This is a genomic window from Sphingomonas sp. TZW2008, assembly GCF_002117915.1.
GTDB lineage: Bacteria > Pseudomonadota > Alphaproteobacteria > Sphingomonadales > Sphingomonadaceae > Sphingomonas.
Genome location: NZ_BDJB01000006.1, coordinates 1 through 26,180, shown reverse-complemented (window position 1 = coordinate 26,180; position 26,180 = coordinate 1). Strand labels below are relative to the sequence as shown.

Annotated in this window: 27 protein-coding genes, 1 pseudogene and 1 riboswitch; of the genes and pseudogenes, 13 read left to right on the top strand and 15 right to left on the bottom strand. The window is 63.9% G+C overall.

Features of this window, described 5'->3' with window-relative positions:
- Positions 1–152 precede the first annotated feature (152 nt).
- The 4 genes from B7L05_RS08390 to B7L05_RS08375 all read right to left on the bottom strand — a co-directional run bounded on the left by B7L05_RS08390 (position 153) and on the right by B7L05_RS08375 (position 3,995).
- A complete protein-coding gene (locus B7L05_RS08390) occupies positions 153–635 on the bottom strand; it encodes a cytochrome c (RefSeq protein WP_007406258.1) in 483 nt (160 codons plus the stop codon).
- A gap of 14 nt (positions 636–649) precedes the next feature.
- Entirely contained in the window at positions 650–1,885 is a 1,236-nt protein-coding gene (locus tag B7L05_RS08385) for a molybdopterin-dependent oxidoreductase (RefSeq protein WP_007406293.1), read from the bottom strand.
- An 89-nt stretch (positions 1,886–1,974) separates the two neighbouring features.
- Positions 1,975–3,126, bottom strand: a complete 1,152-nt coding sequence (locus B7L05_RS08380) for a TDT family transporter (RefSeq protein ID WP_007406242.1) — start codon at positions 3,124–3,126, stop codon at positions 1,975–1,977.
- Entirely contained in the window at positions 3,123–3,995 is an 873-nt protein-coding gene (locus B7L05_RS08375) for a LysR family transcriptional regulator (RefSeq protein WP_007406272.1), read from the bottom strand. The genes B7L05_RS08380 and B7L05_RS08375 overlap by 4 nt, the downstream gene beginning before the upstream one ends.
- Before the next feature lie 146 nt (positions 3,996–4,141).
- Here B7L05_RS08375 and B7L05_RS08370 point away from each other — a divergent pair, with 146 nt between their 5' ends.
- On the top strand, positions 4,142–5,209 hold the full coding sequence (locus B7L05_RS08370) for a molybdopterin-dependent oxidoreductase (RefSeq protein ID WP_085809862.1): 1,068 nt from the start codon (positions 4,142–4,144) through the stop codon (positions 5,207–5,209).
- Positions 5,170–5,718, top strand: coding sequence for an MgtC/SapB family protein (locus B7L05_RS08365; protein WP_179510735.1), 549 nt, complete (start codon positions 5,170–5,172; stop codon positions 5,716–5,718). The genes B7L05_RS08370 and B7L05_RS08365 overlap by 40 nt, the downstream gene beginning before the upstream one ends.
- Positions 5,719–5,769: 51 nt before the next feature.
- Here B7L05_RS08365 and B7L05_RS08360 read toward each other — a convergent pair whose 3' ends face one another.
- From B7L05_RS08360 to B7L05_RS08345, 4 genes are read right to left on the bottom strand one after another with little or no spacing between them, the layout of a single operon-like run.
- Positions 5,770–6,540 carry an anti-sigma factor gene (locus B7L05_RS08360; protein ID WP_007406229.1) on the bottom strand — a complete coding sequence of 257 codons (771 nt, stop codon included), beginning with the start codon at positions 6,538–6,540 and terminating at the stop codon, positions 5,770–5,772.
- Positions 6,537–7,046, bottom strand: a complete 510-nt coding sequence (locus tag B7L05_RS08355) for an RNA polymerase sigma factor (protein WP_007406239.1) — start codon at positions 7,044–7,046, stop codon at positions 6,537–6,539. The genes B7L05_RS08360 and B7L05_RS08355 overlap by 4 nt, the downstream gene beginning before the upstream one ends.
- A gap of 1 nt (position 7,047) precedes the next feature.
- A complete protein-coding gene (locus B7L05_RS08350) occupies positions 7,048–8,487 on the bottom strand; it encodes a YncE family protein (RefSeq protein WP_007406255.1) in 1,440 nt (479 codons plus the stop codon).
- Between the two features lies 1 nt (position 8,488).
- On the bottom strand, positions 8,489–8,854 hold the full coding sequence (locus B7L05_RS08345; RefSeq protein WP_219994278.1) for a DUF305 domain-containing protein: 366 nt from the start codon (positions 8,852–8,854) through the stop codon (positions 8,489–8,491).
- 163 nt (positions 8,855–9,017) lie between these two features.
- A riboswitch (Fluoride riboswitch) is annotated at positions 9,018–9,094 on the top strand.
- 23 nt (positions 9,095–9,117) lie between these two features.
- On the opposite strand from B7L05_RS08345, the gene B7L05_RS08340 reads away from it, so the two are divergent.
- The 3 genes from B7L05_RS08340 (at position 9,118) to B7L05_RS08330 (ending at position 11,593) form a co-directional block, all read left to right on the top strand.
- Complete coding sequence (locus B7L05_RS08340) at positions 9,118–10,476, top strand: voltage-gated chloride channel family protein (RefSeq protein WP_007406263.1); 1,359 nt, start codon at positions 9,118–9,120, stop codon at positions 10,474–10,476.
- 25 nt (positions 10,477–10,501) lie between these two features.
- The gene (locus B7L05_RS08335; RefSeq protein ID WP_007406288.1) at positions 10,502–10,885 is read left to right on the top strand and encodes a DUF190 domain-containing protein; all 384 of its coding nucleotides are present in this window, start codon (positions 10,502–10,504) and stop codon (positions 10,883–10,885) included.
- Positions 10,886–11,026: 141 nt separating this feature from the next.
- Complete coding sequence (locus B7L05_RS08330) at positions 11,027–11,593, top strand: recombinase family protein (RefSeq protein WP_085809861.1); 567 nt, start codon at positions 11,027–11,029, stop codon at positions 11,591–11,593.
- Here B7L05_RS08330 and B7L05_RS08325 read toward each other — a convergent pair.
- A complete protein-coding gene (locus B7L05_RS08325; protein WP_144037198.1) occupies positions 11,560–12,849 on the bottom strand; it encodes a transposase in 1,290 nt (429 codons plus the stop codon). The two genes, B7L05_RS08330 and B7L05_RS08325, sit on opposite strands and share 34 nt — an antisense overlap.
- Positions 12,850–13,184: 335 nt before the next feature.
- Here B7L05_RS08325 and B7L05_RS08320 point away from each other — a divergent pair, with 335 nt between their 5' ends.
- The 3 genes from B7L05_RS08320 to B7L05_RS08310 all read left to right on the top strand — a co-directional run bounded on the left by B7L05_RS08320 (position 13,185) and on the right by B7L05_RS08310 (position 16,170).
- Positions 13,185–14,045 carry a replication initiator protein A gene (locus B7L05_RS08320; RefSeq protein ID WP_085809860.1) on the top strand — a complete coding sequence of 287 codons (861 nt, stop codon included), beginning with the start codon at positions 13,185–13,187 and terminating at the stop codon, positions 14,043–14,045.
- 469 nt (positions 14,046–14,514) lie between these two features.
- A complete protein-coding gene (locus tag B7L05_RS08315; protein ID WP_256926667.1) occupies positions 14,515–15,318 on the top strand; it encodes an RNA replicase in 804 nt (267 codons plus the stop codon).
- 531 nt (positions 15,319–15,849) lie between these two features.
- Complete coding sequence (locus B7L05_RS08310) at positions 15,850–16,170, top strand: single-stranded DNA-binding protein (RefSeq protein WP_085809858.1); 321 nt, start codon at positions 15,850–15,852, stop codon at positions 16,168–16,170.
- On the opposite strand, the gene B7L05_RS17420 is transcribed toward B7L05_RS08310, so the two are convergent.
- On the bottom strand, positions 16,167–16,328 hold the full coding sequence (locus tag B7L05_RS17420) for a YlcI/YnfO family protein (RefSeq protein WP_161604098.1): 162 nt from the start codon (positions 16,326–16,328) through the stop codon (positions 16,167–16,169). The genes B7L05_RS08310 and B7L05_RS17420 overlap by 4 nt on opposite strands.
- 135 nt (positions 16,329–16,463) lie before the next feature.
- Between B7L05_RS17420 and B7L05_RS08305 the strand changes: the two genes are divergently transcribed.
- The 5 genes from B7L05_RS08305 to B7L05_RS08285 all read left to right on the top strand — a co-directional run bounded on the left by B7L05_RS08305 (position 16,464) and on the right by B7L05_RS08285 (position 20,287).
- Positions 16,464–16,655, top strand: coding sequence for a hypothetical protein (locus B7L05_RS08305; protein ID WP_085809857.1), 192 nt, complete (start codon positions 16,464–16,466; stop codon positions 16,653–16,655).
- Positions 16,656–16,658: 3 nt separating this feature from the next.
- Complete coding sequence (locus B7L05_RS08300) at positions 16,659–17,399, top strand: ParA family protein (RefSeq protein ID WP_085809856.1); 741 nt, start codon at positions 16,659–16,661, stop codon at positions 17,397–17,399.
- Positions 17,396–18,409 carry a ParB/RepB/Spo0J family partition protein gene (locus tag B7L05_RS08295; RefSeq protein ID WP_085809855.1) on the top strand — a complete coding sequence of 338 codons (1,014 nt, stop codon included), beginning with the start codon at positions 17,396–17,398 and terminating at the stop codon, positions 18,407–18,409. The genes B7L05_RS08300 and B7L05_RS08295 overlap by 4 nt, the downstream gene beginning before the upstream one ends.
- A gap of 241 nt (positions 18,410–18,650) precedes the next feature.
- Positions 18,651–19,175 (top strand): hypothetical protein, encoded by a 525-nt coding sequence (locus B7L05_RS08290; protein WP_085809854.1) that lies wholly within the window; start codon positions 18,651–18,653, stop codon positions 19,173–19,175.
- A 38-nt stretch (positions 19,176–19,213) separates the two neighbouring features.
- Positions 19,214–20,287, top strand: a complete 1,074-nt coding sequence (locus B7L05_RS08285; protein ID WP_256926666.1) for a relaxase/mobilization nuclease domain-containing protein — start codon at positions 19,214–19,216, stop codon at positions 20,285–20,287.
- A 107-nt stretch (positions 20,288–20,394) separates the two neighbouring features.
- On the opposite strand, the gene B7L05_RS08280 is transcribed toward B7L05_RS08285, so the two are convergent.
- The 5 genes and pseudogenes from B7L05_RS08280 to B7L05_RS08260 all read right to left on the bottom strand — a co-directional run.
- Positions 20,395–21,801 (bottom strand): hypothetical protein, encoded by a 1,407-nt coding sequence (locus B7L05_RS08280; protein WP_085809852.1) that lies wholly within the window; start codon positions 21,799–21,801, stop codon positions 20,395–20,397.
- Positions 21,798–23,219, bottom strand: coding sequence for an SMEK domain-containing protein (locus tag B7L05_RS08275; RefSeq protein WP_085809851.1), 1,422 nt, complete (start codon positions 23,217–23,219; stop codon positions 21,798–21,800). The genes B7L05_RS08280 and B7L05_RS08275 overlap by 4 nt, the downstream gene beginning before the upstream one ends.
- Positions 23,220–23,405: 186 nt before the next feature.
- The gene (locus B7L05_RS08270) at positions 23,406–24,143 is read right to left on the bottom strand and encodes an LPD7 domain-containing protein (protein WP_058733696.1); all 738 of its coding nucleotides are present in this window, start codon (positions 24,141–24,143) and stop codon (positions 23,406–23,408) included.
- A 1-nt stretch (position 24,144) separates the two neighbouring features.
- A complete protein-coding gene (locus tag B7L05_RS08265; protein ID WP_375601253.1) occupies positions 24,145–25,965 on the bottom strand; it encodes a type IV secretory system conjugative DNA transfer family protein in 1,821 nt (606 codons plus the stop codon).
- Positions 25,937–26,180, bottom strand: a pseudogene (locus tag B7L05_RS08260) (ATPase, T2SS/T4P/T4SS family); the annotation flags it as partial. The pseudogene B7L05_RS08260 and the gene B7L05_RS08265, both read right to left, overlap by 29 nt.

Here is a 26,180-nt window from a genome sequence, read left to right as displayed (position 1 = left end):
CGAGAATGTGTTTTGATACACGCGCCACGCCTGCTAGACGTTCTCACATGGCTGCGGATCAAAATCGATCGGGGCTGTTGAAAAAGGCCCGACACTGCTCCGGCCCCGTGTCTCGCAAGGGATGGTATTTCGGGATTATGGAAGTAGATCGGTTAGCCGGTTCCACCTGAGACATCAGGAGCCACTTTGGGGTCCGGGTCCTGCGCCTTGCCGGTCGCGGGTGCCACCTTCTGGCTCGGCATAGCGGTGAGATAAGCAACGATCGCATCGACGTCCTTCTCGGCCACTGGCGCCTTATACACCTCACGCATCTTGGTGACGGTCGCCTTCCACTGATCCGCCGATAGCGCAGGCTGGGTCAGCGCCATGCTGGCTGAGTGGCACGAGGTGCAATTGGCATTGATGACGTCGGCGTGCGGACCGTCGGGGTAGGTCGCGTCGTCGGCCGGCAGGTCGACGCTGGTCGAGGCAAGCGAGAAGCCGCGCGCTGACACGCTGGCGGCCGGTGCCGGCTCAGACATCTCGGAGATCGGAACGGGCGCCTTGCGGCTGCTCGGCGCGCCGATCGAGACGAGGATGATGCCGGTCAGGCCGATCAGGCCAGCAGCCATCATGCCGGGAGACGGAGTCTTCATGATTTGCTCGCTCCTCAGGCCGCGATGATGGTGGTGGTTTCAATGTTGCCGCGCATGAACCCGCCGGGATTCCAGATCGGCTTCATCGGCTGAGCGACACCGTTGGTGTTCCAGCAGCGCACCATGATGGGGTTAGGCCCACGTCTCAGCGGCACCCGCCCGTCCCAGCGCCGGAAGCTGTACCTGCCCTCGTCCGCTCCGAGCGTCGTCCTGTACCAGGTGCGGCCACCGTCCGACGACACATCGACCTTGGCGACGCCGCAATCGCCGCCCATTGCGATGCCGCCGACCGGGATCGACGCTTCATAGGCGATCGCCTGACCATCGGGCAGGCTGGTCATCCAGCTACGCGGGATCATGCGATTGATCGGTACGGTCGGGAAGTCCTTGGCACCGGGCGCGACATTCGCGCCGGGTGTCGCGGGGATCTTGTAGGCCTTGGCCATCCAATACTGGTCGTCAGGGCCGGGCAGTACCTCGATCGCGTTCAGCATCTTGACCCAATAGGTCGAGTACCAGCCCGGCACGATCAGCCGGCAGGGAAAGCCGTTGAGGAGCGGCAGTTGCTCGCCGTTCATGCCGAAGGCGATCATGACCTCGCCGTCGCGGGCATGGTCGATGTCGAGTGCCTTCTCGAAGTCAGGAGCGCCCGCCACGACCGGCTGATCGAGAGCGCCGAAGCGCACCTGCACCGCGCCTGCCTTGACCCCGGCGAGGTCGAGCACGTCGCGCAGGCGAACGCCGAGCCACTTGGCGTTGCCCATCGCGCCATTGCCCCATTGCGCGCCGGCGACGCGCGGCTGGAACAGCCCGCGGCTGTTGCCCGAGCACTGGTTCACCGCCGCCATCTCGACCCGTGGAAGGCGCAGCAGCTGAGCGAGGCTGATCGACAGCGGCCGATTGACGTGGCCGAAGACGTTGAGGCGGAAACTTTCGACGTCGATCGAGGTCGGTATGTCGGCCCAGTGCCAGCGGACGAAGAACTGGTCGTTGGGCGTGAACACCGACTTGTCGAAGACCTCCATCGGCGTCTCCAGCAAGGGTGGATGGACGCGCTGGAGGATCATGCTGCCCTTGCCGGGAAAGGCGCTGGTCATCGGCCGCTCGGCATTGCCGCCGGGCAGCTTCAGGTCGACGAGCTGCTGCGCCAGTGCCGGCGCGGCGGCAAGGCCGGCGGTGCCGAGCGCGGCATGGCTGAGGAAGCGGCGACGGCTGGTCTCACTCGCCAGCCCGGCGTCGAAATTGTCCATGACAAGGCTCTCCTGTGGCCAGTCACGCTGGCGGATCGAAGGGGCATTCTGCAAGTGATCGGACCGACTGATCCGATCATCATGGCGGATCAGTTCGGGGTGGCGATGCAGGGCGAGACGAACAGGTTGCCCCGCCATGCACCGGCTAGCGTCTTGGCACCGACCAGCAGCCACATCGCCGCGAGCGCAACCGTCAGCACCGTGCCGACGATACCGAAAAACATAAGGTTCAGCGTCGTGCCGAGGCGGAAGGTGGCGACGGTGTAGACGCCGAGCGGGAAGGTGTAGCCCCACCAGCCGAGGTTGAACGGCACGCCCGCGCGCCAGTAGCGGATGGTGATAAGCGTCGCGAGCGCCAGCCACCACAGGCCGAAACCCCAAAGGCAGAGCCCGGCGACAACGCCGATCCCCTGCGCGACGGTGCCGACGCCGGCTAGCCCGTGCGCGGTGAGGATCGCCGGCGCATCCGCGCCGAGCACCAGCATGCCCAGAGCACCCGTGCCGATCGGCCCCAGCGCCAGCCAGGAAGATGCCGCCATGCTTTCATGCGGCAACTTGTGGAGTGCCATGCGCAGGATGAGGATGGCGAGGATGCCAAACGCGACCGGCACCGAATAGGCCCACAGCACATAGGAGGTCGCGAGCGTCACTATCTGCGCGTGGGGATCGGTTAGATGCGGCGCGAGCAGCCCGCCGCTGGCGCCCGCCACTTCGGCAGCGACGACCGGCAGCAGCCATACGGCGGTCATGCCGTCCAGGCTGTGCTCGTGGCGGGTAAACATCAGGTAGGGGATCAGCACGCCGCAGGCGAGCGACATGGCGACGTCGATCCACCACAGGATATGCGCGACCGGCACGATGCCATTTCCGAACCGCGCGATGCCGAAGGCGAGACAGCCGTTGATGATCGTCGCCAGCCCCATCGGAATGGTCCCGATGAACATCGACACGGTGTTGTGCCCGAAGATGCGCCGCGCCTCGTGCCCGAACATCACCCAGCGCGCGCCATAGAGGCCGGCGAACAGCGCGAAGAGCGCGATATTGAAGAACCACAACACCTCGCCGACAGGTTTAAGCGAAGGCCCGATGCCGGGCACCTGCGGCAGCGCGAGGGCAAGGATGCCCGTGCCCATCGTCGCGGCGAACCAGTTGGGCGTGAACTGGCGGATCATCTCGCGGGGGTGATCGAGCCGGCTGAGCGGCTTGAGGCCGCTGAGAACGGAGTGCGTGTCGGCAGTCATGCGACCTGCTCCTTGATGAGATCCGTCAGCGCGTCGGCCGCGCGGGTGCGATAGCGTTCCTTGTGGCGCAGCGCGTGAAAGGCGCGGTCGGGCAGCCCGAGCGGCAGCTCGACGAGATCGCCAGCCTTGAGCGCGCGCGCGACGACCAATCGCGACAAGACGGCAACGCCGGCACCGGCCTCAACGGCGGTGCGCACCGCCTCGTTGGACGGCAGCGTCATCGCTATCGTCAGCTGGGCCGGATCAAACCCGCGCGTTCGCAGCACGTCCTCGAAAGTCGAGCGCGTACCCGATCCCTGCTCACGGACGATCCAGCGTGTAGTGCGCAGCCAGGCCTCGTCGATGCGTTCGGCTTCCTCGCGGCCGACCAGCACCATTGGGTCATGCCCGACATTCCAGTGGGCAAGCGCCGGTTCGTCCACCTCGCCCTCGACAAAGCCGAGTTCCGCCGCGCCGCTCAACACCTGCGCTGCCGCGCCTTCGGTGTTGTCGATCGCCAGCTCGACCGCGATCTGTGGGTGGCGTTCGTGGAAGGCGGCGAGCTTTGCCGGCAACCAATAGCTCGCGATCGTCTGGCTGGCGACGATCCGCAACGAACCACGCGCGAGCCCGGCATAGTCCGCGAGCATCGTCTCGGCATGCGCTGCCCGCCCCAGCACCGCGCGCGCTTCCTCCAGAAAGCCGCGGCCTGCCTCGGTAAGCTGGATGCCACGCCCGACGCGGTGGAACAGCGGAACGCCGTAGCGCGCTTCGAGGGCCGCAACCGCCCCGGAGGCAGCAGACTGCGTGACGTTCAGCGCCTCCGCTGCCTTGGTGACGTGTTCGCGCTCCGCGACACCGACGAATATTCTGAGCTGCTCCAAAGTCATGCAGCATATATCGCGTACTTAGATCGATACGACCAACCGTTTGATATGGTCATTCCAATCTGGATATCGGAATGGTCGGCAGCCTTTCGTCTGCGATGGTCTCGAAGACTTGAAGCGTTACGCGTGCCCGCGACGTTTGATCGTCCATGACCGATATGATCGAGCGCAGTTCTGATCCCTACAATGCCGAGCCGACGCCCGGTGCGTTGATCGAGCGGTTTCTGACGCCGCAGGCGCTGTTCTACGTGCGCAGCCACGGGCCGGTGCCGGATCTGCCCGCCAATCATCGGATCGAGGTGAGCGGGAGGGGCATGGCGAGCCGCTTCTTCTCGGTGCAGGAACTGAAGAGCACGCTTGCCACGCGCACGGTAACGGCGGTTCTCCAGTGCGCCGGCAACCGGCGTACCGATCTCCAGCAGGTCGCCAACACCTCCGGCGATCCGTGGGACGTAGGCGCGATCGGCAATGCGGAGTGGACCGGCGTACGCTTGGCCGATGTGCTCGATGCGGTCGGCGCGCCGGATGCGTCCGAGCTGTTCGTGGCGTTCACCGGCGCGGACGAGGTGGACGTGGAGGGTGAAGAAGCCTTGTTCGGGGTATCGATCGCCATGAGCAAGGCGCGGGAGCCCGACGTACTCCTCGCCTGGGCGATGAATGGCGAGCCGCTGACGCCCGAACATGGCGCCCCGCTCCGCATGGTGGTGCCTGGCTATGCCGGGGTCCGCAGCGCCAAATGGCTGACACGGATCGAGGTGCGTGAAACGCCCTCCGAGGCACCGATCCAGGCGCACGACTACAAGCTCTTCCCCGCCGCTGTGACGAGCGACACCGTCGACTGGAGCCAGGGTCTGACGATCAATGCCATGCCGCTCAACGCCGCGATCTGCTCGCCCGGTGCGGGCGAGAGTTTGGCCGCCGGAGAGGTGCGGATTGAGGGATATGCCATTGCCTATGACCGCCGTATTTCTCGGATCGAAGTGTCGGTGAACGGCGGTCGCGACTGGCAACAGGCGACCTTCGCCGATGATCCGGAGACGCGCTGGGGCTGGCGGCGCTGGATCCTTGACGCCACACTTGCCAAGGGACGCCAGCACCTTGTCGCCCGTGCCTTCGACGAGACCGGGCAGGGACAGCCCGAGCGGCCGGATACGATGTGGAATTTCGCCGGCTATCTGTGCACCGCCTGGCATCACGTTCACGTGCTGGTCGAATGATCGAAGCATCAGCGGCACCGGACGTCGCTTTCTGGATCGATGCGATTGGCCGGCTGGTGGTGGCGACCGCGGCCGGGATGGTGCTCGGCTGGGAACGCTCGCGTGAGAACCGGCAGATCATGGGCCTGCGGACGCTGGGTCTGGTCGGTCTGGCGAGTTGCATCGCCGTTCAGGCGATCGTGCATAGTGGCTTGCCGAACGTGAACGCCGATGCCGCAGGACGGGCGATGCAGGGCATTCTGTCCGGCGTCGGCTTCATCGGTGCCGGTGCGGTGCTGCGGGTCGGCCAGGGTCAGGAAGTGCATGGATTGGCGACCGCCGCGTGCATCTGGGTGACAGCCACGATCGGCGCGGCAGCAGGGTTGGCGGTGTGGCCGCTCATCATCGGCGGGGTGAGCCTTGCAATGCTCGTCCTGTTCGTCGGCGCGCCGCTGGAACGCCGCATCCGCGAGCGAGCCCGTCTGACGCCGGCCGAGACCGACAGGAAGGATGTCGAGCGCAAGCCGTGATCGCGCTGGACCGCCCGGTGCCCGTCGGCGCCGGGAGGCGGCAAGGCGCTATCAGGACACAAGCGCGGCATCTGCCTGACGCCGGACTTCATCGGCGATCGGATGCAGTTCGGCCGCGGGTCGCTCGCCCACCACACTATAGCCGATCCCGTCGACCGCCCATGTGACCCGGCCCATGGTCCCGCTGGACGTGCTGGTCATGCTCGCGGTCTTGTCGATCTGCATGGGCCTCGTCAGCACCGCAAGTTTCGACGCTTGCGGTCCGTCGTAGAGGAGCAGTGCCGCAGGGCCGTGGGGCGTCGCGACCAGTCGCCCCCCGCCATAGCGATAGCCGGCCGTGCTGAGGTCCGGGATCGTGACGCGCTCACCCAATCGAGCGGAGGTCCATCGGATCAGCATGGCGCGCTGGTCGGGGCCGATCTCCGCCGGTCGTATCCGGTCGGCGGCATAGACACGGAAATTATCACTCGCCTCGTTGGCCAGCGCCGCGATGCCCGCGCGGGGTTCGCCGCTCCACCGCGCGCTCGACCAGCCACCGCCAAACCCCAACGCCAGCAGAAGTGACGCGGCGATGGCGAGCTGCCAACGCGGTTGCCGTTGCCGTCCCCTGATCGCTGCCACGCGCATCGTCGCCGGGATCGGTTCATCCGCGACGGGGGCGAACAGGGATGCAAGGGCTCGCGCCTGCTCCGCCTGCTCTCGCACACGGGCATGCACGTCCGGCTGGCCTTCAAGATAGGCGTCGACCAGGCGCTGCCGCTCGGGCGACAGCCTGCCATCGATCCATGCGGCCAGATCGTCCTCGCCGATCGGGCTGGTCATTGCACGCTCCTCAATCGCGGCCGTTCACCCTCCCGGAGGAGGGTCGCCAGACGGTCGCGCCCCCGCGATATGCGCGACATTACCGTGCCCAGCGGCACGCCGACTACGGCAGCGACCTCCGCATAGGGCAGGCCCTCGACCGAGACCAGGAGCAGCACCGTTCGCTGTTCTTCAGGCAACGCATCAAGCGCGCGCAGCAGGTCGCGGTGGTGCAGGCCTGTGTCCTGATCGGCCGGGCGGCCGAGCGCGGCGTCGTCCACGAGGTGGAGCGGAACCGCCGTACCTCGCCGGCTATGCTGCCGCTGATGATCGACCAACAAATTGTGCAGGATCGCATAGACCCACGGGCGGACCTCCGCACCCCGTCGCTGTCGCCAGCGCCCGACCGCGCGCTCCAGGCAATCCTGCACCACGTCATCCGCCATCACCCGGTCGCGCAACCACGACCGGGCATAGCGGCGCAGCCCGGGGATCAGCGGTTCGATCGCGGCGGCAAGCGGGTCCATCTCAGTCGCGCTGCACCTGCACGATGCGCCCCGGCGCGCCGTTCACCACCTCCGCAACCGCCAGAAAGCGCCGGGGTGTCGCGGTGCTGCCCTGAACGATCTGGCGGATCGGACCCGATGCGTTGACGATCGCCGCACCTGCCGGGTTGCTCATGAAGTTCGCAAGCGGCTCTACAGCGCCGCTGCCGTCCGCATTGGCGGTCAGTACGAGCATGTAAGGCTTCTTGGGCTGCAAACCGGTAACGGCACTCTGCACGACCTGAATGATGCCCTGGTCGAAGAGGGTGATGCTGCTTGCCGTACCTTTGCCGCCAATCGGCCCCATGGTCAGATGCAGCGCCTTGCCCGCTGTGCCGAGCGGCTGGAGATTGTCGGTGCCGGGGCCTGTCGGAACTGCGTTCGACACATAGGCGATCGCCTGCGGTGCCTGTCCGACCGGCACGGTAGCGACGACCGTGTTGCCGGCAGTGTCGATCGCGGCCAGCTCATCGGAATTCTCTAGCCCGACATAAACGCGCCGGCCGTCGCCCGATGGCCAAACACCGTGCGGCATCTTGCCGACCGGAATTGTTGCCACCGGCGTGAAGTCGGACGTGCGGAACACCTTGACCACATTCTCTCCGCCGACCGTCACATACGCGAACTGCCCCTTGGCCGTGCGGGCGAAATTGACATGGTTCGTGATAGGCCCGGTATCCAGCACCTTCAGGATCGCGAAGGGTGGCCGAGCATCGAATGCGACCGTCTTGCCGATGTCCTTCAGCGTAAACCACACTTGCTTGCCGTCCGGCGTCGCGGCGATGTTGGGGCAGAAGGGGCTTGGCTGCGCCACCTGTCCGACCTGCGCGTGGGTCGCGACATCGAACACAGCCAATACCGGATTGAACGAAGAGCAGACATAGCCGTACCGGCCATCGGGAGAGAAGATCGTCATGCCCGGACCACCGGGCGTCTTGATGCGCCCCGTCTCCTTGTACGTCGTGGGGTCGAGCACGGCGATATAATCCTCGCCGCGGACCGTGACCCACACCTCCTTGCCGTCCGGCGTGAAGAACGCCTCGTGCGGACTGCGCCCGACATAGGTCGTGTGCTTGACGGTGTTGGTGGCGGTGTCGATCCACGACACGGCGTTCGATCCGATCGACACGACCGCCAAGGTCTTCCCGTCCGGCGAGAAGCCCAGGCCGTGAACCAGCACCTGTCCCTTGTAGAGCGGGGAGAAGTTCATCGGCTGGGGATCGCCGAGTTTGATGACGCCGAGCAGCCGGTTGTCGGCCGGGTCGGTCACCGACACCGTGTTGGAGAATTGTTCAGACGCATAGACGCGGTCGCGGTGGCTGACGGGCATGTCCTTAGCGTTCCACGGCGCCTGCTGGGCCATGGCGAGGCCCGGTGCGGCGCTCATCAGCAAGGCGGCCGAGCGCAGGATGGTCCGGATCATGTCAGTGCTCCATAGGGCTATGGTGGTCGCCGCCCTGCGTCGGGGCTGGCGTCGAAGGCGGTAGCGGCTGGCCGATCGCCAGCTTCATGGCGGCGATCTCCTGCTGCTGATCGATGATGATTTCCTGCGCGATGCGCTTGAGCTGCTCGTTATGGCCGTAGCGCAGCTCCGCCACCGCCATATCGATGGCACCCTGATGATGCGGAAGCATCATCGCCACGAAGTCGCGGTCGACGTCACCGGACGGCTTGACCATCATGCCCGCCATCATCCGGTCCATCGCGACAGACATCATGGTAGCGTAGCCATCGGCGGGGGCGGCCGCGACTGCGCCGGTAAGTAGGGCCGAAGCCGTCAGACCCAGCATCCAATCTCGTCTACGCATAAGCCTCCAGCGCATCGGTCTCGAAAGCGTAGACGATGCTCGTCGGGGTTTATTCCGTGGCCAAAGCCATTTTATCGGTCCTCACCAAAACGATAGTCTCATGCTTCTGCGGTTGGTTGACCGGGTCGCGGTCGGACAGCATATGCGCAGGCACGGCGATGGATTTCCGCCGGGCCATTCGGTCGAACCGCCCTCGCAAGGGCCGATGATTCCTACCAGGCGCCGCAAGGCAGCAAGGAGGAATCGTGCGCGCGACATTTCGCAATCTCTATGACCAGTTCAACATGGCAGCGTTCATTCGCGATCGCCGCACCCATGCCACGTCGGTACTGCGGTGGGCTTTGATCCTGGTCCCGATGGCCGCAGCGGTGGGAACGCTCTGCGCGGCCTTCCTGCGGAGCCTCGACGCCGTAACCCGGCTTCGCTTCGCCTTTCCCTGGCTGCTCTACCTGCTGCCGATCGGCGGGTTCGTGGTCGGACTGCTCTACCATCTGACAGGGCGCTCGGTCGAAGGCGGCAACAACCTCATCGTCGAGCAAATCCACGAACCGGGGGGCGGCGTGCCGCTGCGCATGGCTCCGCTCATCTTCTTCGGCACGGTCGTGACACATCTGTTCGGGGGATCGGCGGGACGTGAAGGCACCGCCGTGCAGTTGGGCGGCAGTCTTGCCAGCGGGTTTGGACGCGCGCTCAGATTGGATGCGGAAGCGACACGCACCCTCCTTATGACCGGGATCGCGGCTGGGTTCGGCGCGGTCTTCGGGACGCCGATTGCGGGCGCGGTCTTTGCACTGGAGGTGCTGGCGATCGGTCGGGTCGAGTATCGCGCGCTGGTGCCATGCCTGGTCGCGGCGCTGGTCGGTGACTGGACCTGTCTTGCCTGGGGCATTCATCACGGCGTCTACCATGTCGATGCGCTGGTGCCGGTCGACGCGCTGCTCGTCGCCAAGGCCGGTGTCGCCGGCATTGCCTTCGGTCTGACCGGGCTGACCTTTGCCGAGGCCAATCACGCGCTGGGCGGATGGTTGAAGCGCGTGATCCCCTATGGCCCACTACGACCCGTTATCGGCGGGCTGGCCGTGATTGCGCTGGTCTGGCTGCTCGGAACCCGCGACTATCTTGGCCTGGGTACGCTCGCCGCGACACCGGACAGCCTGACCATCGCCAGCTTCTTTGGTCCCGATACGCACTCGTGGAGCTGGGCGCTGAAGCTGCTCTTTACCGTCGTGACCCTGAGCGCGGGCTTCAAGGGGGGCGAGGTCACGCCGCTGTTCTTTATCGGCGCGGCGCTCGGCAATGCGCTCGCGCCGATGTTCGGAGTACCGTCGGGGCTATTCGCAGCGATCGGCTTCGTCGCGCTGTTCGCGGGCGCGGCCAACACACCGCTGGCTTGCACGTTCATGGGGATCGAGTTGTTCGGCGCGGCCTATACGGTGCCGATCGCAGTCGCGTGCTTCGTCGCCTACCTCTGCTCAGGCCACAACGGCATCTACCTGTCGCAGCGCGTCGCTGTGCCAAAGGTACCTGCCGCACACCTCACACCCGACGCGACCCTGCGCGATGCCCGCACGCACCGCGCTTCTCGCCGGCGCACGCGCGCCTGATCCTGTTTCCTGTCGAAAGCCCGTCATGCCCAATCGTTTCACCGTCCATCACCGCGAAGTCGGGATGCTGCGCATCTATCTGAAACCGTCCGACAAGATCGGCCCGCGTCGCTTCTGGGGGGCAAAGCCGCTCTATCGCGAGCTGATTCGCACCGCGAAGGCGGACGGCATCATCAACGCCGTCGCGCAAAATACCCATTACGGCTTCAGCAATCACGAACCGATCCGGGAGAACGGCTCGGAAATTGCCGATCCGCATCTGACGATCTGTGTCGAACTGGTCGGCGATCGCGATCAGCTCGACCTCTTCTGTCGCCGGCATGGAGATCTGATCGGCGACAAGGTGATCGTCTACAAACGACTGGAGCATTGGACTATCACGCGCAAAACTGAGCTAACCAGAGCCTGATCGGCGTTCCCGTAAAGGAACGTGGAGCGGGAAAACCGGCCCGGCACTCGATAGCTCGCCCAGAGCAGGTTTTTCTTTCCCAAAATGTGTTCCCGATTTATGATTCCCGAAACCGGCGGTTCGGGATGGAGAAACGGGAAAATGCTGATCGGCTATGCGCGCGTCTCCACAACCGACCAAGACCTGTCGCTCCAGACCGACGCCCTGACCAAGGCCGGGTGCGAGAAGCTGTTCACCGACAAGGCGAGCGGCGCGAAGGTCGATCGGCCGGGACTGGCGGAAGCGCTCAGCTTCGCGCGCGCTGGCGACTGCATCGTGATCTGGAAACTCGATCGGCTCGGCCGCTCGATCCAAGGCCTGATCGCGCTGGCGGCCGACCTGTCCGCGCGCAAGGTCGATTTCCGGTCCCTGACGGACGGATTCGACACGTCCACGGCTTCGGGTCGCCTCCTGTTCCATATCCTCGCCTCGGTCGCCGAAATGGAGCGCGAGTTGGTGAAGGAGCGGACGATCGCCGGGCTGGCCGCGGCCCGCCAGAAAGGCGGGACAGGTGGCGGTCGCAAGTCGGCGCTCACGCCCGAGAAGCTGGACACGGCGCGCAAGCTGCTCGCGGCCGGGGACAAGCCCGCCAAGGTAGCGAAGCTTCTACAGGTCGGCCTCTCGACCTTCTACCGTCATTTCCCGGCAAGTGAGCGGGAAGCCGCGTGATCGGGTCGCGCCAGCAGCAGAAGGTTCAGCACGGCCGCGCCGACCAGGAACTCCTCTTCCGCGCCCCGAATGCCGCGCAGGTGAAGCCGGACCATGCCGTGCTTCACCTTGGCATCGGCGAACAGGCGCTCGACGCCGCGCCGCAGCCGCATGGATCGCTTGAAGAGGCCGGTCCGCATTTCGGCTCGCGCGAGGTCGCGCGCGTCTTCGTCCTCCATGCGACACAAGGCGCGGTGACGCCCGTCCGTGCATCGTTTGCGCAAGGCGCACGCCCGACAGTCATCTGGCCGGGCGCTATAGCGATGAACGCCGGTCGGCCGGTGAAAACCGCGGTGTGCAAGGGCCTTGCCGTCCGGGCAGGTGAAGCGGTCGTGCTCCCGGTCGTAGATGAACGCTTCACGCGGGAATTTGCCTTTGGTCTGCTCGGAGCGCTCGATCACGGGAATGTGCGGCAACGCGCCGTGGTCGCGCACGAAGGCGAGAAATGTGGCGCTGCCATACGCCTTGTCGGCCGCAACGCGCTTGGGCCGGTAGCCGAACCGATCCGCGGCCCGTGCCAGCATATCTCTCCCGGCGTCCACCTCGTCAGCGAAGCGGGCAGGAGTTGCTTCCACATCAAGCGCGGCCCCGCTCGGGGTGTCGATCAGGACATTGAGGGCATAGCCGAACCGTCCGCGCACGGTCCGCGCCGACCAGGCCGCGGCAGGATCGGTGCGCGAGACACCCGGAAAACCTTTGCCCGTGCCGGTCAGCGGTTTTGGCGTCCTTGCCCGATCGGTCAGCCATTCGCGGACCGGGCGGGTCGCACGGCTCGCGTCTGGCAGGTTGATGGGAAGCACCTTGCGCTGCCAGCTCGCATCCGCGGCGATGAACGAGGCGTCGATCGCCGCGTCTTTGCCGGCGACCAGCCCGGCCGTAATGCAGTGCCGGACCGTGTTCTCGAACAGCAGCCGGAACACGCCGGCGTCACGGAAGCGGCCATGCCGGTTCTTGCTGAAGGTGGAGTGGTGCGGGACGGCCGCGCCTGGCAGAAGGCGACAGAACCAGCGGTAAGCGAGGTTGTAGCGCAGTTCCTCGCACAGCCGGCGCTCCGATCTGATCGCATAGATGCGGCTGATCAGCGCCATGCGGATCAGCAGTTCGGGATCGACCGATGGCCGACCGCGCGGACTATAGTGTCGCGCCAGCGCCGCCCTCAGTTCGCCCATATCGAGCAGCCGGTCGACCCGGCGAAGCAGGTGGTCGCGCGGCAACATCGCTTCTATAGTGCGGGAGCCCGGCCCCGACCTTCCACTACCGCAGGCCGTGCCCATCATGGCGTCGCTCCCATAGCTTTGGGAGCGGAACACAGGGGTAAGGTCAACGTGTCCGGTGTTTTTCAACAGCCCCGATCGTTTGCGATACGGGGTCGTGCGGTCGCTGCCACTCCTCACCCGGGTCCGCGAAAGCACGAAAGCGGGCGTCAGCTTGGCTTTCTGCCTGCCTTCTCCGAGGGGGCGAGCGCTTCGTTTCGTGCTTTCACGGACCACCGCCTCCCTTCTTTCGTGCTTTCGCGGACCTTAGCGATCGAGCTGCTTCCGGAGGTCGCTGCATGACCGGGCGCGCTGCAGGGCAAGGCGACCTGTTCGTCCTCGACAGCCCGTTGCTGACAGAGGTTCGCGGCGAGCAGTCGTTGATGGCCTACCCGTTCTTCGCGCTGACCAAGACAGCGTGGAAGCGGCCGCTGATCTACAAGACCGAGTCAGTGTCGATCGAGATCGGACCTGGTCCCCGCGGCGTGGCGACCATCTACGACAAGGAAGTGCTGCTCTATATCGCCAGCCTTCTGGTGGCGAAGCTCGATGCCGGGGAGACGGTCGCGCAGGACTTTTATTTCACCGCCCACGATCTATTCCGCGTCACCGGCGTCAACGGCTCGGCGCGATCCTATTCGCGGCTGTCGGATGCCTTGGAACGACTGCAGGGTACGCAGATCAAGACCAACATCGAGGCCGGTGGCGAGGGACAGGCGGGCTTTTTTTCGTGGCTGTCGGAAGCCCAGCTTCATTACCAAAAGAATGCTCGGGGCGAAAAGCGCCTCAAGGGCGTCAAGGTCCGACTGTGCGATTGGCTCTATCGCGCGATCCTGCGCGACCGGCGCGTTCTGGAATATTCTCCGTCCTACTTCCAGCTCGGGCCGGTCGAGCGCAGACTTTACGAAGTCGCTCGATCGACGTGTACGGCCGGGGCAGTTCAAGTGGGGCTGGACGATCTGCGTCTTCAGCTCGGCTACCAGAATTCTCTGAAGCACTTCCGGCACGTGATGAAGGGAATCTCGGAAGAGAACGCCATCCCGGACTACCACATCGTCATGGGCGATGGCCCTGCTGCTGAGATGTCGACGACCAAGCGGCGAACGACTGCGGCCACAACTGTGACGATTACCCCCAAGCCGTCGCTGTCGGCCGCCTGACAGGGCATTCCGAATCGATCTGTTCGTCCGGAGACGTGTGGTCCGGCAAAACACGAACGTGGGTCCGTGAAAGCACGAACGCCGGTCCGGCAAAGCACGAATGCGAAGCGCTGAGGTCCGCCAAAGCACGAGCTTTTTAGGGCTTGGGTCCGCCAAAGCACGAATTGTTGTTGTTCGCCGGCGCCGTGATTTCTGCAAAAATCGCCGTCGTCGAACGCGAACCGCGGGCGGCAGAAACGGGGATCGGCCGTGACCACATAAACGAATGCCCGGCACGAAGGCCGGGCACCCTGGAACGTGATGAGCGATGCTTGGCGGCATCGATCGGGACGTAAGACATCCTTCTCATACCCGTTCCCGAGCCTTGGTTCAAGGGAGCGCGCTTCGCGCCACGCTCTAGTTTTGCCTGGTCCCGGCCCCAAAAAGGGGACGGAAGATGGGAGCTGTTACACTCGCGCGGGCGAGCTTCATGGCGCTCGATCGCCTCGAACGGGCGCGGCCGAGGTCACGATCGGGCGCACCGAACCCCACGCGTGCGCATGTGCATCCGAACAGCCGCAGAGCCGGCACCTTCGAGGATGACTTCTTCTACACCTACGCCAAGGGTGAGACCGACCGGCTCTACAAGAAGGCCGTGGAGCTGCTGAAGCGCAAGAACGCCATCCGTCGTCTTGCCCGCTCCGAGGGGCGCCAGCTCACCGAGGACGAACGGCTCGTCACGCTGATTACGCCCGCGGCGGTCCGCGTCTTCGAGCAGCTTACACATCTCGCGCGCACCTGTGCCGGCAAGGTATTCCCGACCTGGGAGTGGATCGAGACGCACACCGGTCTTTCCCGCGCGAGCGTGGGGCGCGGGCTGTCGATCCTCGCCAAGATGGGCTTGCTCGACAAGCAGCGCCGGTGCGTGCCGATCGACCCTCCCGCCGATCGCCCGAAGGCTCGCAACGCACAGACGTCCAACGTCTATCGGATGAGTTTCCCCAACAGGCTTGCCCGCTTCCTTCCGCGGCGGCTTCGGCCCGTCCCGCTTCCCGACGACGTGGTGCAGCGTGAAACCGATCGTATCGAGGAGATCGAGGCAATGCGCCTGTGGCGCACGCCTCGCCAGGTTGTGGCTGAGGAGATCGAGGACGCGGGCCTGCGTCGTGTGCTGGACAGCCTTGCCATCGCGATCGAGAAGCAGGAGTCTCAAAAAAATGGTCAACCGCTCCTAGATTCATATGTTCTAAGCACAGATGGAGTTGGCCTAGACGGCCAACGCTTTAACGCCTGACGGCGAGACGGACCTGACGAAACCGAAAGAACAAACCCCACCGACAAAGCCCAGCCGAACTGCCGGACGCGACGCTACGCGTCGCGGTGCTCCCAGGAGGAGCATGCGTTTTCTGTCGCGCTCAAATGGTCACGTTCGCGCCTGATGCAGCCGTTTCTCGTCGACGAACGCCATCGTAGCGTCAGCCCCGAGCGCCTCGTTGCGCGCGATCGGACCCGACATCGTCGCTCTTCGGCGATGTCGCGATTTCTTTCTCCGCGGCAGTGGCGAGCCGGTCGACCATCACCAAGTGCGTTGCGATTCTCGTCCCGCCGGCGAAATCCGCGCGCGTCTCACGTCCGAGCCCTTTCGATCGGCTATTCCTGAACTGATGGGACAATGGGTGTTGGCCGCCTTCTACGATCAAGCAAATAACCGGCTGCGCCTACGGTTTCCGCTGTGCGGACCCTCCGTTTTTTTGCTTGATCGCGGCGTCTGCACTCCCCTTCGATACCCATCAGGAATGAGCCTGATCGATCGAAGGACAGGACCATGCAGAACATCGCGGAGTTTCGGATCATCGGCCGGGTCGGAAAGATCACGGAGCATGACAAGGTGACGAAGGTGAACGTCGCCGCCAACTACAACCGGCAGGAGAATGGCGAATGGGTGACGGACACGCACTGGAATGAGGTGACACTGTTCGGCAAGCTGATCGAGCGCGCCGCCAAGGCGCAGAAGGGCGACCTGGTTCACATCACGGGCCGCGTCCGCCAAAACTCCTACGACACGACCGAGGGCCGGCGCTACACGGTGGAGCTGATCGCGGACGGCTTCGCGGTTCTCGCCAAGGGTTCGGAGGACCGCGACTAGGCGCGGTCGGGGCCGCCTACCGGCGGCCCTTCCCGCCGGCGAAGCTCCAGCTCGACCGCCTCGCGAATGAAGTCGGCCTGGCTCTCGCTCTCCCGCAGAACAGATTTGATGCGCCCGAGCGTGCCCTTGGGAAAACGCGCAAGCGTCTGATCCTCCATCGGAGGGCGACCAACGGAACGGACCTTGCTAGACGTCATCCATTGCCCTAGTAATTACCGATACCGCATATTGACGGCATTTGCGGTATCGTATATTACAGGCTGCGCCTTTCATCAAGGCGACGGAGGAAGGCCATGTTGGGTAATCTGCTGACGATCGGGCTATTCGTCCTGATCGCGTGGGCCGTCCTAAGAGGCGGTGGCGGTTCTACCCCGCGCATCTGGAGTGGCGACACTCCGGACGAGGAGGGGCGCCGCAACACCCGCACGGATTCCAACTATCGCGGTTATGAGCACTGGAAAAACAATTCTGATCGAGGCTGGTAGGGCGTGAAGACCATCGCCATCAATGTCGAGAAGGGCGGCGCGGGCAAGACCATGATCGCGTGCCATTTGGCATGGCTGCTCGCCGACGCCGGTCATCGTGTGCTGTTCCTCGATCTCGATCGCCAGTGCAATGCGACCGACGCGCTAGCCGAGTTCGAGAGCCTCGGCACGTGCAAGCCGCTGTTCGAACCGAAATATGTGCCGCCTGCTACCTTCCCCCGGCTCGCGATCTACTCCAATCGCATGGGCGGGGAATATGACGCTGATTACCCCCGCGCGCTGTCGGCTCTGAACGCCAATTTTCCGACGCTCGATCCGTTTTTCGACTTCTGCATCATCGACACGCCGCCCTCCTGGTCATGGATCAATTTCGCGGCTCTGTTGGTGTGCAACCACTTGATCGTCCCCGTCGAACTGGGGCCGTTCGGTCCGGCAGCGACCAAGCAGGTGTCGGACTCGATCCAGACCGTGAACCAGCGTCGGAAAACGCCGATCCACGTCGTAGGGCTCGTGCCCAATCGAGTGCGCGCTAACGATACCCACCAAATGAAGATGCTGGCTGCAATCAAAGAGAAGATCGGGCGCAACCTGTTCACCAACTTCCTTCCAGAACGAGCGCACTACAGCCAGGCCATCCAAGAGCATGTGCCGGTGTGGCGGTTCGACAAGGATGTGCGGACTTCACTCCCGCCCATGCGCGCTTTTCTCGAGGAAGCCATGACCCGGATCGGGAGCCACAAATGACAGACTTCTCCGGCTTCGACGTTTTCAGCGAGAAGGCGGCCGTGGCGGACGCCGATCGCGTCCAGCTCCTCGATCCCGAGCTGGTGTACCCCGATCCTGAGAACGTCCGCAGCGAGATCGACTCGGCTAAGATCGACGAGATGGCCGAGACGATCAAGGAGCGTGGCCAACTTCAGCCCATCACCGTTGCCCCGAAGGATGCCGAAGGGCGCTATCGGATCATGTATGGCGAGCGGCGCTGGCGCGCGTGCCAGAAGCTCGGGGTGCAAGTCCGCGCGATCGTCAGCAAGACGGACGACGTCGAGCAGGTCCGGATCGATCAGTTCATCGAGAATGATCAGCGCGAGGACTTGTCGACAGCCGACATGATCCGGTTCGTCACCGGACAGGTCGCAAACGGACGTTCGCTCGCCGAGCTGGCCCGTGCGACCGGTCGCAACCGCACGCTGTTAACCCGCTATCAGGGGCTCGCGAAGGCTCCCGACTATATCGCTGCGCTGTTTGCCGACATTTCGATGCGGAGCGCGGTCGCTCTCACCCAGGCCGCGAAGACCGACGATGCGGCAACCCGCGTATTCGTCGCCAACACCGCGGTCGAGGATATGACGGTGTTGGCGTGCGAGCGGTTCGCGCGCGAGGTTGGCGCGAAGAAATCGGCGCCAAAGCCCCCGCCTACGCCTGCCCCTCAAGCCGAAACGCCCCCCCCTACCGGCGAAGATGATCCGGCAGCGGCTGAAGGAGGCGAAGCGACGGCGACGACGGATGTGATCCGGGACGACGAGGCCGATCGCGCAATGGACGAAACGCCGGTGCCTGTCGGTCAAGCGCCGACGGACAGTGCTTTGGCCGAGGCCCCTGCTCCCGGGCCTCGCTCGCCATCTAAGCCCAGGGCGGGCAAGCAGCGGGTGGAGCGCCCAACGATCGAGATCGAAGGCAAGCGTGCGATGGTCGTCGAGGCATTGCTGCACTTTGAGGACGAGGCGGAACCCCGTATCGTAAGCTGGCGCTGATCGCGCCGGCTGACGGAGAGCGTCGGTGGTGACCGACACTCACGCTCAGGTCCAATCCTTCCTTCCGCGACTTCATCACTTCTAAAACGGATTGGGTGTGCCACGTGGCACACTTGAAGGCTGATTTTGGTATGGGGTGTTGGATGGCAGGATAGGCGTTGCTGCGTTCACTGTATTACATTACCCTTGCAGGGCCATGTCGCTCGCGCCGCAATCTGCATCCCCCACCAAAGATTCAGCGATGTTGACGGCGCGCGTCGATCGCGAACTGCTTGCCGCGTTCGACGCCGTGGCCGAGGGCAGGGGAGGGCGCAGCGCGCTTCTCCGCACCGTACTTCAGCAAGCCTTAAAGCATGTAGCCGATGCCCCCCGGATCGCTCCGCGCGCCGACAGTGCCGGCAATCGCGTGTCGCTCACCTTCACGGACGCCGAAGCGGCCGTCCTCGATCATCGCGCGGCCGAGCGGGGCGTAGATCGCGCTGGATGGATCAAGGCACTGGTGCGCCGACACATCGCGCTAAAGGCCGGCGTGGACGACGGCCTGCGCGATGCCGTGGCGCCGATCCGCATGCAGCTCCAGCGTATCGGCCGCAATCTCAATCAGGCGATGAAGGCTGGTAACGCCGCGATGATGGCCGACAGTGGCCTGCAGATCGATCGCGAGCTGCGCCGGATCGCGGATATGCGGGAGGAGATCAACGTGCAGATCGCCTCGCTGGCGGACGTGCTGCGCGGTGAGATCGCTTTCTGGGAGGTCGCCGACTGATGCCGTTCGGGGATCGCGAGGACGAATTATGGGAGGCGATGAAGCCGAGCTTCAAGCCGCGCCTCGTCAGCGATCCGAACGTCAAATATGCCCGGAACGTCGTCAACGGCACGGGGCCGTTTGCGTCTAGATCGCCGGCAGCGTCGCATCATCGAGGAGACGCCCGGGCTACGCTGGCGCGTGTCGTTCGATGCACGCCCGAAGTGCTCGTCAAGGTGACCGGACGGAAGAAGGGCGCCAAGCATCTCGCTGCACATCTCGATTATATCGGCCGCCACGGCGACATCCGGATCGAGACGCGCGATGGCGAGCAGATCGCGACGAAGGAGGACGCGCAGCGGATCGCAGACGAGTGGTCCGATCCGCTATACTGGCGCCAAGGCACGACCGTGTCGGCCGTGGCAATGGTGTTTTCCATGCCGGCGGGAACCGATCCGGAGACCGTAAAGCAGGCGGTTCGTGAGGCGGCCGAGCGAATGATCGGCGACAACCACGACTATCTGATGGCGCTCCATACGGACACGCCGCGCCCGCATGTCCATCTCACGGTCCAGGCCGAGGGCCTTGATCGCAAGCGCTTTGATCCGAGGCGGGAGGATTTGTTTCGCTTTCGGGAGGCATTCGCGGAGGCGCTCCGCAGCCGCGGTGTCGAGGCCGAGGCAACGCCACGCTACACGCGAGGCCAGGGAAGGGCTGGCACCAGCATGGCGCTGACGCAGCTCCGCGCACGCATACGTAGCGGCGCTTCACGTCAGCCGACTGAGGCCGATTTACGGCAAGCGCGCGAGGCGATGCAGATCGCGCTTGGGAAGGCGCAGCAGCCCGCCTTTGTGTCCAAAACGCGGGCGCGTTGGCAGGACACCAAGCGGCGCTATGAGGCAGCGGCCGAACGGCTCGACCGCAGCCCCGATCGCGAGGACCGCAACCTCGCGCGCGACGTGCGGCAATTCCTTCAGGAGCGAGCCAGCATCGACACCGTTCCCGATCGGATGCTGCGCGAGGCAGAGGCGCGCGTGAGAGATGCGGAGAGGCGAACCAGGAGCAGCTCGGCGCAGGAACAGGAACAGGGTGTGCCACGTGGCACACCTCCGCCGCCTACCAGGAGGCGCTGATTGTCCGCCACCAGCTACAGGAAGCCCGCCTTCAATCCGACAAACTTACTTAGGGCCGTTGTGCAGGCTTGAACGCCAGTCACCGATCCCGACCACAGGCAGGGCGATTACATATAGAAGCTGTAGCTAACCTGCGGCTTTTCCGTGGGGCTTACGTACTTCATAATGTCACCGATTTTGCGCGCGCACTCCAGCGTGATCGGCAGGCGTCCGTCCATCTGAGTATTGTTCCAGTTCATCTTGGTGAGGCCCAAGATCTCCTCGCAAAGGCTTTCAAGAGAGGAGTCCTGCTCGTAAATGGTGACCTTCAGCGGCTTTGGGACGTACGCGCCGGGATAGGTCTTGTAGAAGTCGACCGTACCGCGTGTGTAGAGGATACCCTCGGTCTCTGAGATGGCGAGCATGGTGCCGCGCCTTGGAGGATAAGTGCCATCGCCGAAGAGCCTGACGTCAGTATCAGTGATCGCGACGAAATCCTTTGAACGGATGCCCTTCTCGTCCAGCGCACGCAGGAAGCCGCGGCGCTCGCTGTCGCGGAAGTGGCTGGACTTATGGATCACGATCCGAGCTGGCATGTGTTGGAGTGCACGGTCGTACTCCTCCAGCGCGTCGCGTAGGAGCTCGTAGGCCTGATCCTCGTCTAGAAAGGGATGTCGGTTCTTCTTGTCGATGGAGACCGGGGTTCCGCGTAGAATGATGCCGTGCCCAAACTCGTCGAACACCTGCGCTAGGCTGGACGAGACTGTCTCGCCGTCGCGACTCTTGTAAAAACCGACGCCGATATAGCAGGATTTCACCTTGGCGGTGTCCTCCACGAGGCGCCAAGGGATGGTGCGGTTCCCTTTGTAGTAGAGGGCCGTGCAGAAATTCCATGCCTTAGTAGCGGCGTCCTGCTGATCGCCGGAGAACTTGGTGATGAGAATGGTTTTCTCGCGTACCAGCTGCAGCGGGGTGCCGAGATGCATGCACTTAGCCTTCAGAATGCGTCTGAAGTTGTGCTCTAGCTCAGTCTCGCCGTCGTTGCTGTCCTTTGAGGAAGTAACGGAATCGAACATCTCGTTAGGCATCACGCAGACGATGACATCTACGGAGCGATTCTCGGCAAGGAACCGAACCTGCTCGTAATATAGCTCAACGGCGCGATCTACGCGATCAGCCCGCGAAGGCAGCTTGAGGACGGCCGTGATCTCAGACTTCTGGAGCGTTCGGGTGTACTGCGGGGAGTTGATGAGACGGGTGAGAAAGCCGTAGCTCTGGTTGATGCCGCCGAAGCCCCGGAAGAGGTTTAGCAGCTGTGACTCCTTCTTGCGTTCAATGCCGTTGCGGCACTGGACTAGCCATTCGTCGAGAAGGTCCACGCCCTCGCCACGGCCCACGACTCCGATCCGCAGCTCGGTCCGGCGTAGCTCGTCCCGCTTATCGTACACCCCCATGTGCTCGATGCCGGTGCGTGGGCAGATGTGGGTGCCGGTGCCGAATTCGAGGAGCGGTTCGGCGATCGTAGTCAGCTTCATGCGGCGACTCCCGTGTCGGCCTCGTCAAAGCCATCGGAGATCTCTTCCTGGTCGTCCGCGAGGTTGTCTGCATCCCCGACATTGAACTCGAGGAGAGACCCGAATGCGAGGCCGACATCGTCGTCCGCAGCGGAGAGGAAGTGAGCGACAAAGCGGACGAGGTTCCGCACGCTGGAGTTATGCTCAAGCCGCTTCTGCTGCGACAGCAGGTCGTCGTGCCAGTTCGACTGGCGCCACCCATCGTATGAGTAGAACCAGCTGGGGACGATCTGGGCGTACCACTCGTCGCCCAGCTTCGAAAAGGTGAGATTGAACGACAGGTGCTGGTGGTGGGCGACCTTGGTAGGGTCCTTCTTCTGGTATTTGACCCCGTATACGCGGCGGATCGAAGTTCGCTTTCCGACCCAAGCCTCGCGACGCTCAGTCTGCCCTTCTTCAGTCGCCGTGAAGTAGAAGAAGCGGTCGCGGGGCTGCATGCGGACATGGCGTTGTTTAAGCCGCTCGCGGGCTTCGGCAGTCAGCAGCTGCTTCAGCACGTTCACGTTGTCGATTTCCGTCGAGTCTGCGAGATCGGCGACTTCGAGCTGATCGATCGAGCCCTCGTCGACGATGCTGACGAGGCCACTCGCCTCCATGTCGTGAAAGGTGAACAGCTTGTTGTCATGACACACCCAAGCGTCAGTGTGGATGTCGTTGAGCAGGAGCGCGAGCTTAACGATTGGCGTCCTACCCCGCGGGCTGCGCTTGTAGGACAGCGACTGCCGAGCCTGCGCAACCACGGCTTTGTCGTCGATCGTCAGTTCGGCAACGTACACAACCGCCGGCAGGCGGATGTGCTGGAGGTTCGAAGTAATTGCTGTCGGGCGCGCGACAGTCTCTGAGCTGTAGCTGATGTACGCGTCAACTTCACCCAGAATGTGCTGGAACTCTCCGAGTACGCGTTCCTGCGCCGCAAGTCTCAGCTTAGCGACTTCACCGAGCAGATCGGCCAGATCGATAATGTGCTTCTTGCAATTGAACGCGAAGCTATCACCAACAAGTTCGTTGACGGCGGCCTGACTGTACGACGCCTGCTTCTTCGTCAGCATAAGAACGTAGAGTTCGTCGAAGCTGTTGAAGTAAGAGCGGTCCATGAACTGCCGAACGGTCGCCTTCACCTTCTCAAGTGAGGTGGTCGAGGTGACTTGGAAGCAGACCCGATCGTGGTCGTCGCCAAGATCGATGCCAGGGAAATTCTTCTGTTTGCGATTAAGGTTGATGAGCTGCGGCAGATTGTAAACTGACCTGAGGATCGGGATCAGCGCATCCTCTAAGGCAAGGTTGATATCGGTGCGGCCTTGGGAGGTCGCCAATTCAACCTGCAGCATGATCCGGCTCACAACATCGCGGAGCTTGTTCTCTACGTCGAGCTGCCGCATCCGATCCCCGTTTTTTTAGAATCCCCGGCTAAGCTTGGAACGCAGCGGGAACATTTCAAGAGGCGGGTGCTAGCCGGCCGTAAGCTTCATGGTTGATAACGAAAGAGTCCTGGTCGTTAGCTGCCCTGCCGATGGTGTGCCACGTGGCACACCATCGGCCTGCTTGTAGGAAGGGCTACCCCCACCTCATCGCGACCGGGACTTCTGCAAGACCTGATCCTGGGTCATCTCGCGCACCTGTTGCTCCTGCCGAGCCTTCACCTCGATGCCGGCGATGGCTTCGCCGCGACCGAGCCGCGCCGCGACATCTTCCTTGCGTTCCGCCACAAATTCGCGCCGCTTCTCGTGGTCGTTGGGGAAGCGGTCGGCTGCAACCGTCATCGCGAGCGCGACATGGCTTTGGGCCTTCCGCAGCTCCGGATCTTTTGCGTTCTGGACGTCTGACTGCCGGCGAAACCGCTCCGCCAGATCGGTTCGAGGCTCGGGCTGTTCTCTCGCGTCTCGCGCCTGGTTGGCAGTCCGCGTTGTTTGCCCTTGGTTGTCGGGAAGGCCGGCCTGCCGCGCTTGCTCGCGTTCGGCAGCAGCCTTCGTCTTGTCGTCGGGCTTGTAGCCGTCGACCTTGATACCCTGCGCAGAGGCCGCGAGGTAGGCGGCGCGCTGGAACTCGGCATCGCCGCTGACCTTGATCGACGTCCACCCGTTCTCTTTCGCGAGCCGGATCAGGTCGGGGAGGGAGTCCCGGTCCTTGGCCTTGATCCGATCCGGCGTGATTGTCGCGACCGGCTGTTTGTCGTGTGCGCTCCGATAAAGCTTGTTCCCGACCCGCAGGAACCGAGAGTCCAGCTCAGGCGGAACTTCCATCGGCCGCCTACGGCGAGCCTCGCCTTCCTTGCCGACACCGGCACCTTCGACATTCTCGACCATGTCACCGCTCCTGTTCGATTACACCAACGACCTCGTCACCACGTTGCTCGGCCGACACGTCGATGAGCATGTCAGGGTGATCCTGGGTGACGACGCAATCCATCGCGAACGTGAACGGGTCGGGGTCCGTGAGCTGATCGAACGTCGGCAGCGCGCAGTCGGGCAGGTCCTCGCCGTCGCGCAGGGTGCGGGGGATCGGAGGCACTTCCGGCGCCGGCTCGACACGCGCACGAAAGAGTCCGTCCGCATAGTAGCGGATCTTGTCGCCGTGGATCGGAGGTATGCCGCCCCGAAGGAGCAGCAATTCGCCATCCGGGAACTGCATCAGCTCTTGCGGAAGCAGGAGGGCACGACGCTGGTCCGACATGGACTTGGAGCGGTTTGCCAGAACGCCATGGATGGTGAGCGACTTCGTGACGGATTCCTGCCCGACGTAGCCGATCCGTTCGGAAAGCTCGTTTGCCACCCGTAGCTCCTTGGGAGTGAACGCGACCTCGACGCCGCAGTTGGCGACGATCTCGTTGGCGACGTGCTCGCCGTAGACGGCGCGGAGCTGCGATCGGGATTGGATGACGGGCAGGAGCCGGATGCCGTAGCCGGCGACGTAGGAAAAGGCGCTGGCGATCACTTGTGCCCGCCCGATCCGCGCGAACTCGTCGAGGATGACGAGGACTTTGAGCGGCGTTGTGGCACCGGGCAGATCGCGCACGTTCAGGTCGACAAGCTGCTGAAACAGGAGGTTGTAGAGCGGCGCGACCCGATCCAGCTCGTCGGGGGAAACGCCGAGATAGATTGACATGCGCTTGGTGCGCAGCTCGCGCAGATCGAAGTCGCACTCCTCCGTCGCCGCGTCGACGCGGGGATTGAGCCACAGGCTCAGCTTGGACGTGACGGTCTGGACGATGCCGGCGAACGTATTGTCCGCCCCCGACGTGAAATCGGCGAGGGCGTTGCGGCACCCGTGCGACAGAGCAAGCGAGCGATCGTCGAGGACGCGCTTGAAGAACCCGCGCGTGTCGCCCGTCGTCATCAGCCGATAGATCGAGCCGATGGTGAAGGGTTGGTCGGCGACCGCGAGGTAAGCACCGACACCGACGAAGGCGGTCCGCGCCGAGTCCGTCCAGAATGGTTCCCCACGTTCGGGAGGGACGAACAACATCGTTGCGATCTTTTGCAGCTCGATCACTACCTGGTCGGGATCGGTGCGATCGATGTAGCCGAGCGGGTTGTAGCGGGAGGTCCGCCCCTCCGGATCGGTCGGGTTGAACAGGTAAACCGCTTGGCCGTATTTCTTGCGAAAGCCCGCCGTCGCGTCCCAATTCTCACGCTTCACATCGAGGACGACGACCGACTCCTGCCATGACAGGAGGTTCGGAATGACGATGCCGACGCCCTTGCCCGAGCGGGTAGGGGCCTCGACGATGCAATGTTCGCTGCCGCCGAAGGTGAGGAACTTGCCACCCTTCTTACCCAGGACGATGCCGTCATCGGCGCGAAAGCCGGCGCGGCGGATTTCGCCTTCCTTGGCGAAGCGGGCGGCACCGTGGAGGGGCGGCTTCTGCTTCGCGACCCACCACAGCATCAGGCCGGCGATGATGACGCCGACCAGAGCACCCCCGGCAAGGGCCTTCAGCACCACCGGGTCATGCCGGTAATACCAGAAGAACGCCGGCATCTTGAATATGTCGAACTTTGCGCTGGGGAGTCCGAGGTAGATCCACGCGACGACCGACGTGATGAGGAAGGCGACCACAATCCCGACCGGGATGCCGAGCGCGAGGATGGCGCCCTTTTTAGGCAGCATGGCGCCCTGCCGGATCATAGTAGATCTCGGTCATTCGGAATTTGCCGTCGATCTTCTTCATCTGAACCACGACGTCGACCAGAATTTTCAGCAGCGAGCGGATGTCCTCGCGCGCCAGGTCCGCGCCGCCCTCGCTCTCCTTTACCAGCAGCGTCAGTTGCTCGAACGCCAGCTCGGCCGAGTCCGCATGTATCGTCGTGATCGAGCCGGGGTGACCGCTGTTAACGTTGCGA

Coding starts and splice junctions, on each gene's coding strand:
- B7L05_RS08320 (WP_085809860.1), top strand. CDS start 13,185: ATGACCGGGCGCGCTGCAGGGCAAGGCGACCTGTTCGTCCTCGACAGC.
- B7L05_RS08315 (WP_256926667.1), top strand. CDS start 14,515: ATGGCGCTCGATCGCCTCGAACGGGCGCGGCCGAGGTCACGATCGGGC.
- B7L05_RS08290 (WP_085809854.1), top strand. CDS start 18,651: ATGTTGACGGCGCGCGTCGATCGCGAACTGCTTGCCGCGTTCGACGCC.
- B7L05_RS08360 (WP_007406229.1), bottom strand. CDS start 6,540: ATGACCAGCCCGATCGGCGAGGACGATCTGGCCGCATGGATCGATGGC.
- B7L05_RS08275 (WP_085809851.1), bottom strand. CDS start 23,219: ATGCGGCAGCTCGACGTAGAGAACAAGCTCCGCGATGTTGTGAGCCGG.
- B7L05_RS08375 (WP_007406272.1), bottom strand. CDS start 3,995: ATGACTTTGGAGCAGCTCAGAATATTCGTCGGTGTCGCGGAGCGCGAA.
- B7L05_RS08310 (WP_085809858.1), top strand. CDS start 15,850: ATGCAGAACATCGCGGAGTTTCGGATCATCGGCCGGGTCGGAAAGATC.
- B7L05_RS08265 (WP_375601253.1), bottom strand. CDS start 25,965: ATGATCCGGCAGGGCGCCATGCTGCCTAAAAAGGGCGCCATCCTCGCG.
- B7L05_RS17420 (WP_161604098.1), bottom strand. CDS start 16,328: ATGGAGGATCAGACGCTTGCGCGTTTTCCCAAGGGCACGCTCGGGCGC.
- B7L05_RS08380 (WP_007406242.1), bottom strand. CDS start 3,126: ATGACTGCCGACACGCACTCCGTTCTCAGCGGCCTCAAGCCGCTCAGC.
- B7L05_RS08350 (WP_007406255.1), bottom strand. CDS start 8,487: ATGATCCGGACCATCCTGCGCTCGGCCGCCTTGCTGATGAGCGCCGCA.
- B7L05_RS08370 (WP_085809862.1), top strand. CDS start 4,142: ATGACCGATATGATCGAGCGCAGTTCTGATCCCTACAATGCCGAGCCG.
- B7L05_RS08355 (WP_007406239.1), bottom strand. CDS start 7,046: ATGGACCCGCTTGCCGCCGCGATCGAACCGCTGATCCCCGGGCTGCGC.
- B7L05_RS08305 (WP_085809857.1), top strand. CDS start 16,464: ATGTTGGGTAATCTGCTGACGATCGGGCTATTCGTCCTGATCGCGTGG.
- B7L05_RS08325 (WP_144037198.1), bottom strand. CDS start 12,849: ATGTTGCCGCGCGACCACCTGCTTCGCCGGGTCGACCGGCTGCTCGAT.
- B7L05_RS08390 (WP_007406258.1), bottom strand. CDS start 635: ATGAAGACTCCGTCTCCCGGCATGATGGCTGCTGGCCTGATCGGCCTG.
- B7L05_RS08280 (WP_085809852.1), bottom strand. CDS start 21,801: ATGAAGCTGACTACGATCGCCGAACCGCTCCTCGAATTCGGCACCGGC.
- B7L05_RS08330 (WP_085809861.1), top strand. CDS start 11,027: ATGCTGATCGGCTATGCGCGCGTCTCCACAACCGACCAAGACCTGTCG.
- B7L05_RS08285 (WP_256926666.1), top strand. CDS start 19,214: ATGAAGCCGAGCTTCAAGCCGCGCCTCGTCAGCGATCCGAACGTCAAA.
- B7L05_RS08385 (WP_007406293.1), bottom strand. CDS start 1,885: ATGGACAATTTCGACGCCGGGCTGGCGAGTGAGACCAGCCGTCGCCGC.
- B7L05_RS08295 (WP_085809855.1), top strand. CDS start 17,396: ATGACAGACTTCTCCGGCTTCGACGTTTTCAGCGAGAAGGCGGCCGTG.
- B7L05_RS08335 (WP_007406288.1), top strand. CDS start 10,502: ATGCCCAATCGTTTCACCGTCCATCACCGCGAAGTCGGGATGCTGCGC.
- B7L05_RS08345 (WP_219994278.1), bottom strand. CDS start 8,854: ATGCTGGGTCTGACGGCTTCGGCCCTACTTACCGGCGCAGTCGCGGCC.
- B7L05_RS08270 (WP_058733696.1), bottom strand. CDS start 24,143: ATGGTCGAGAATGTCGAAGGTGCCGGTGTCGGCAAGGAAGGCGAGGCT.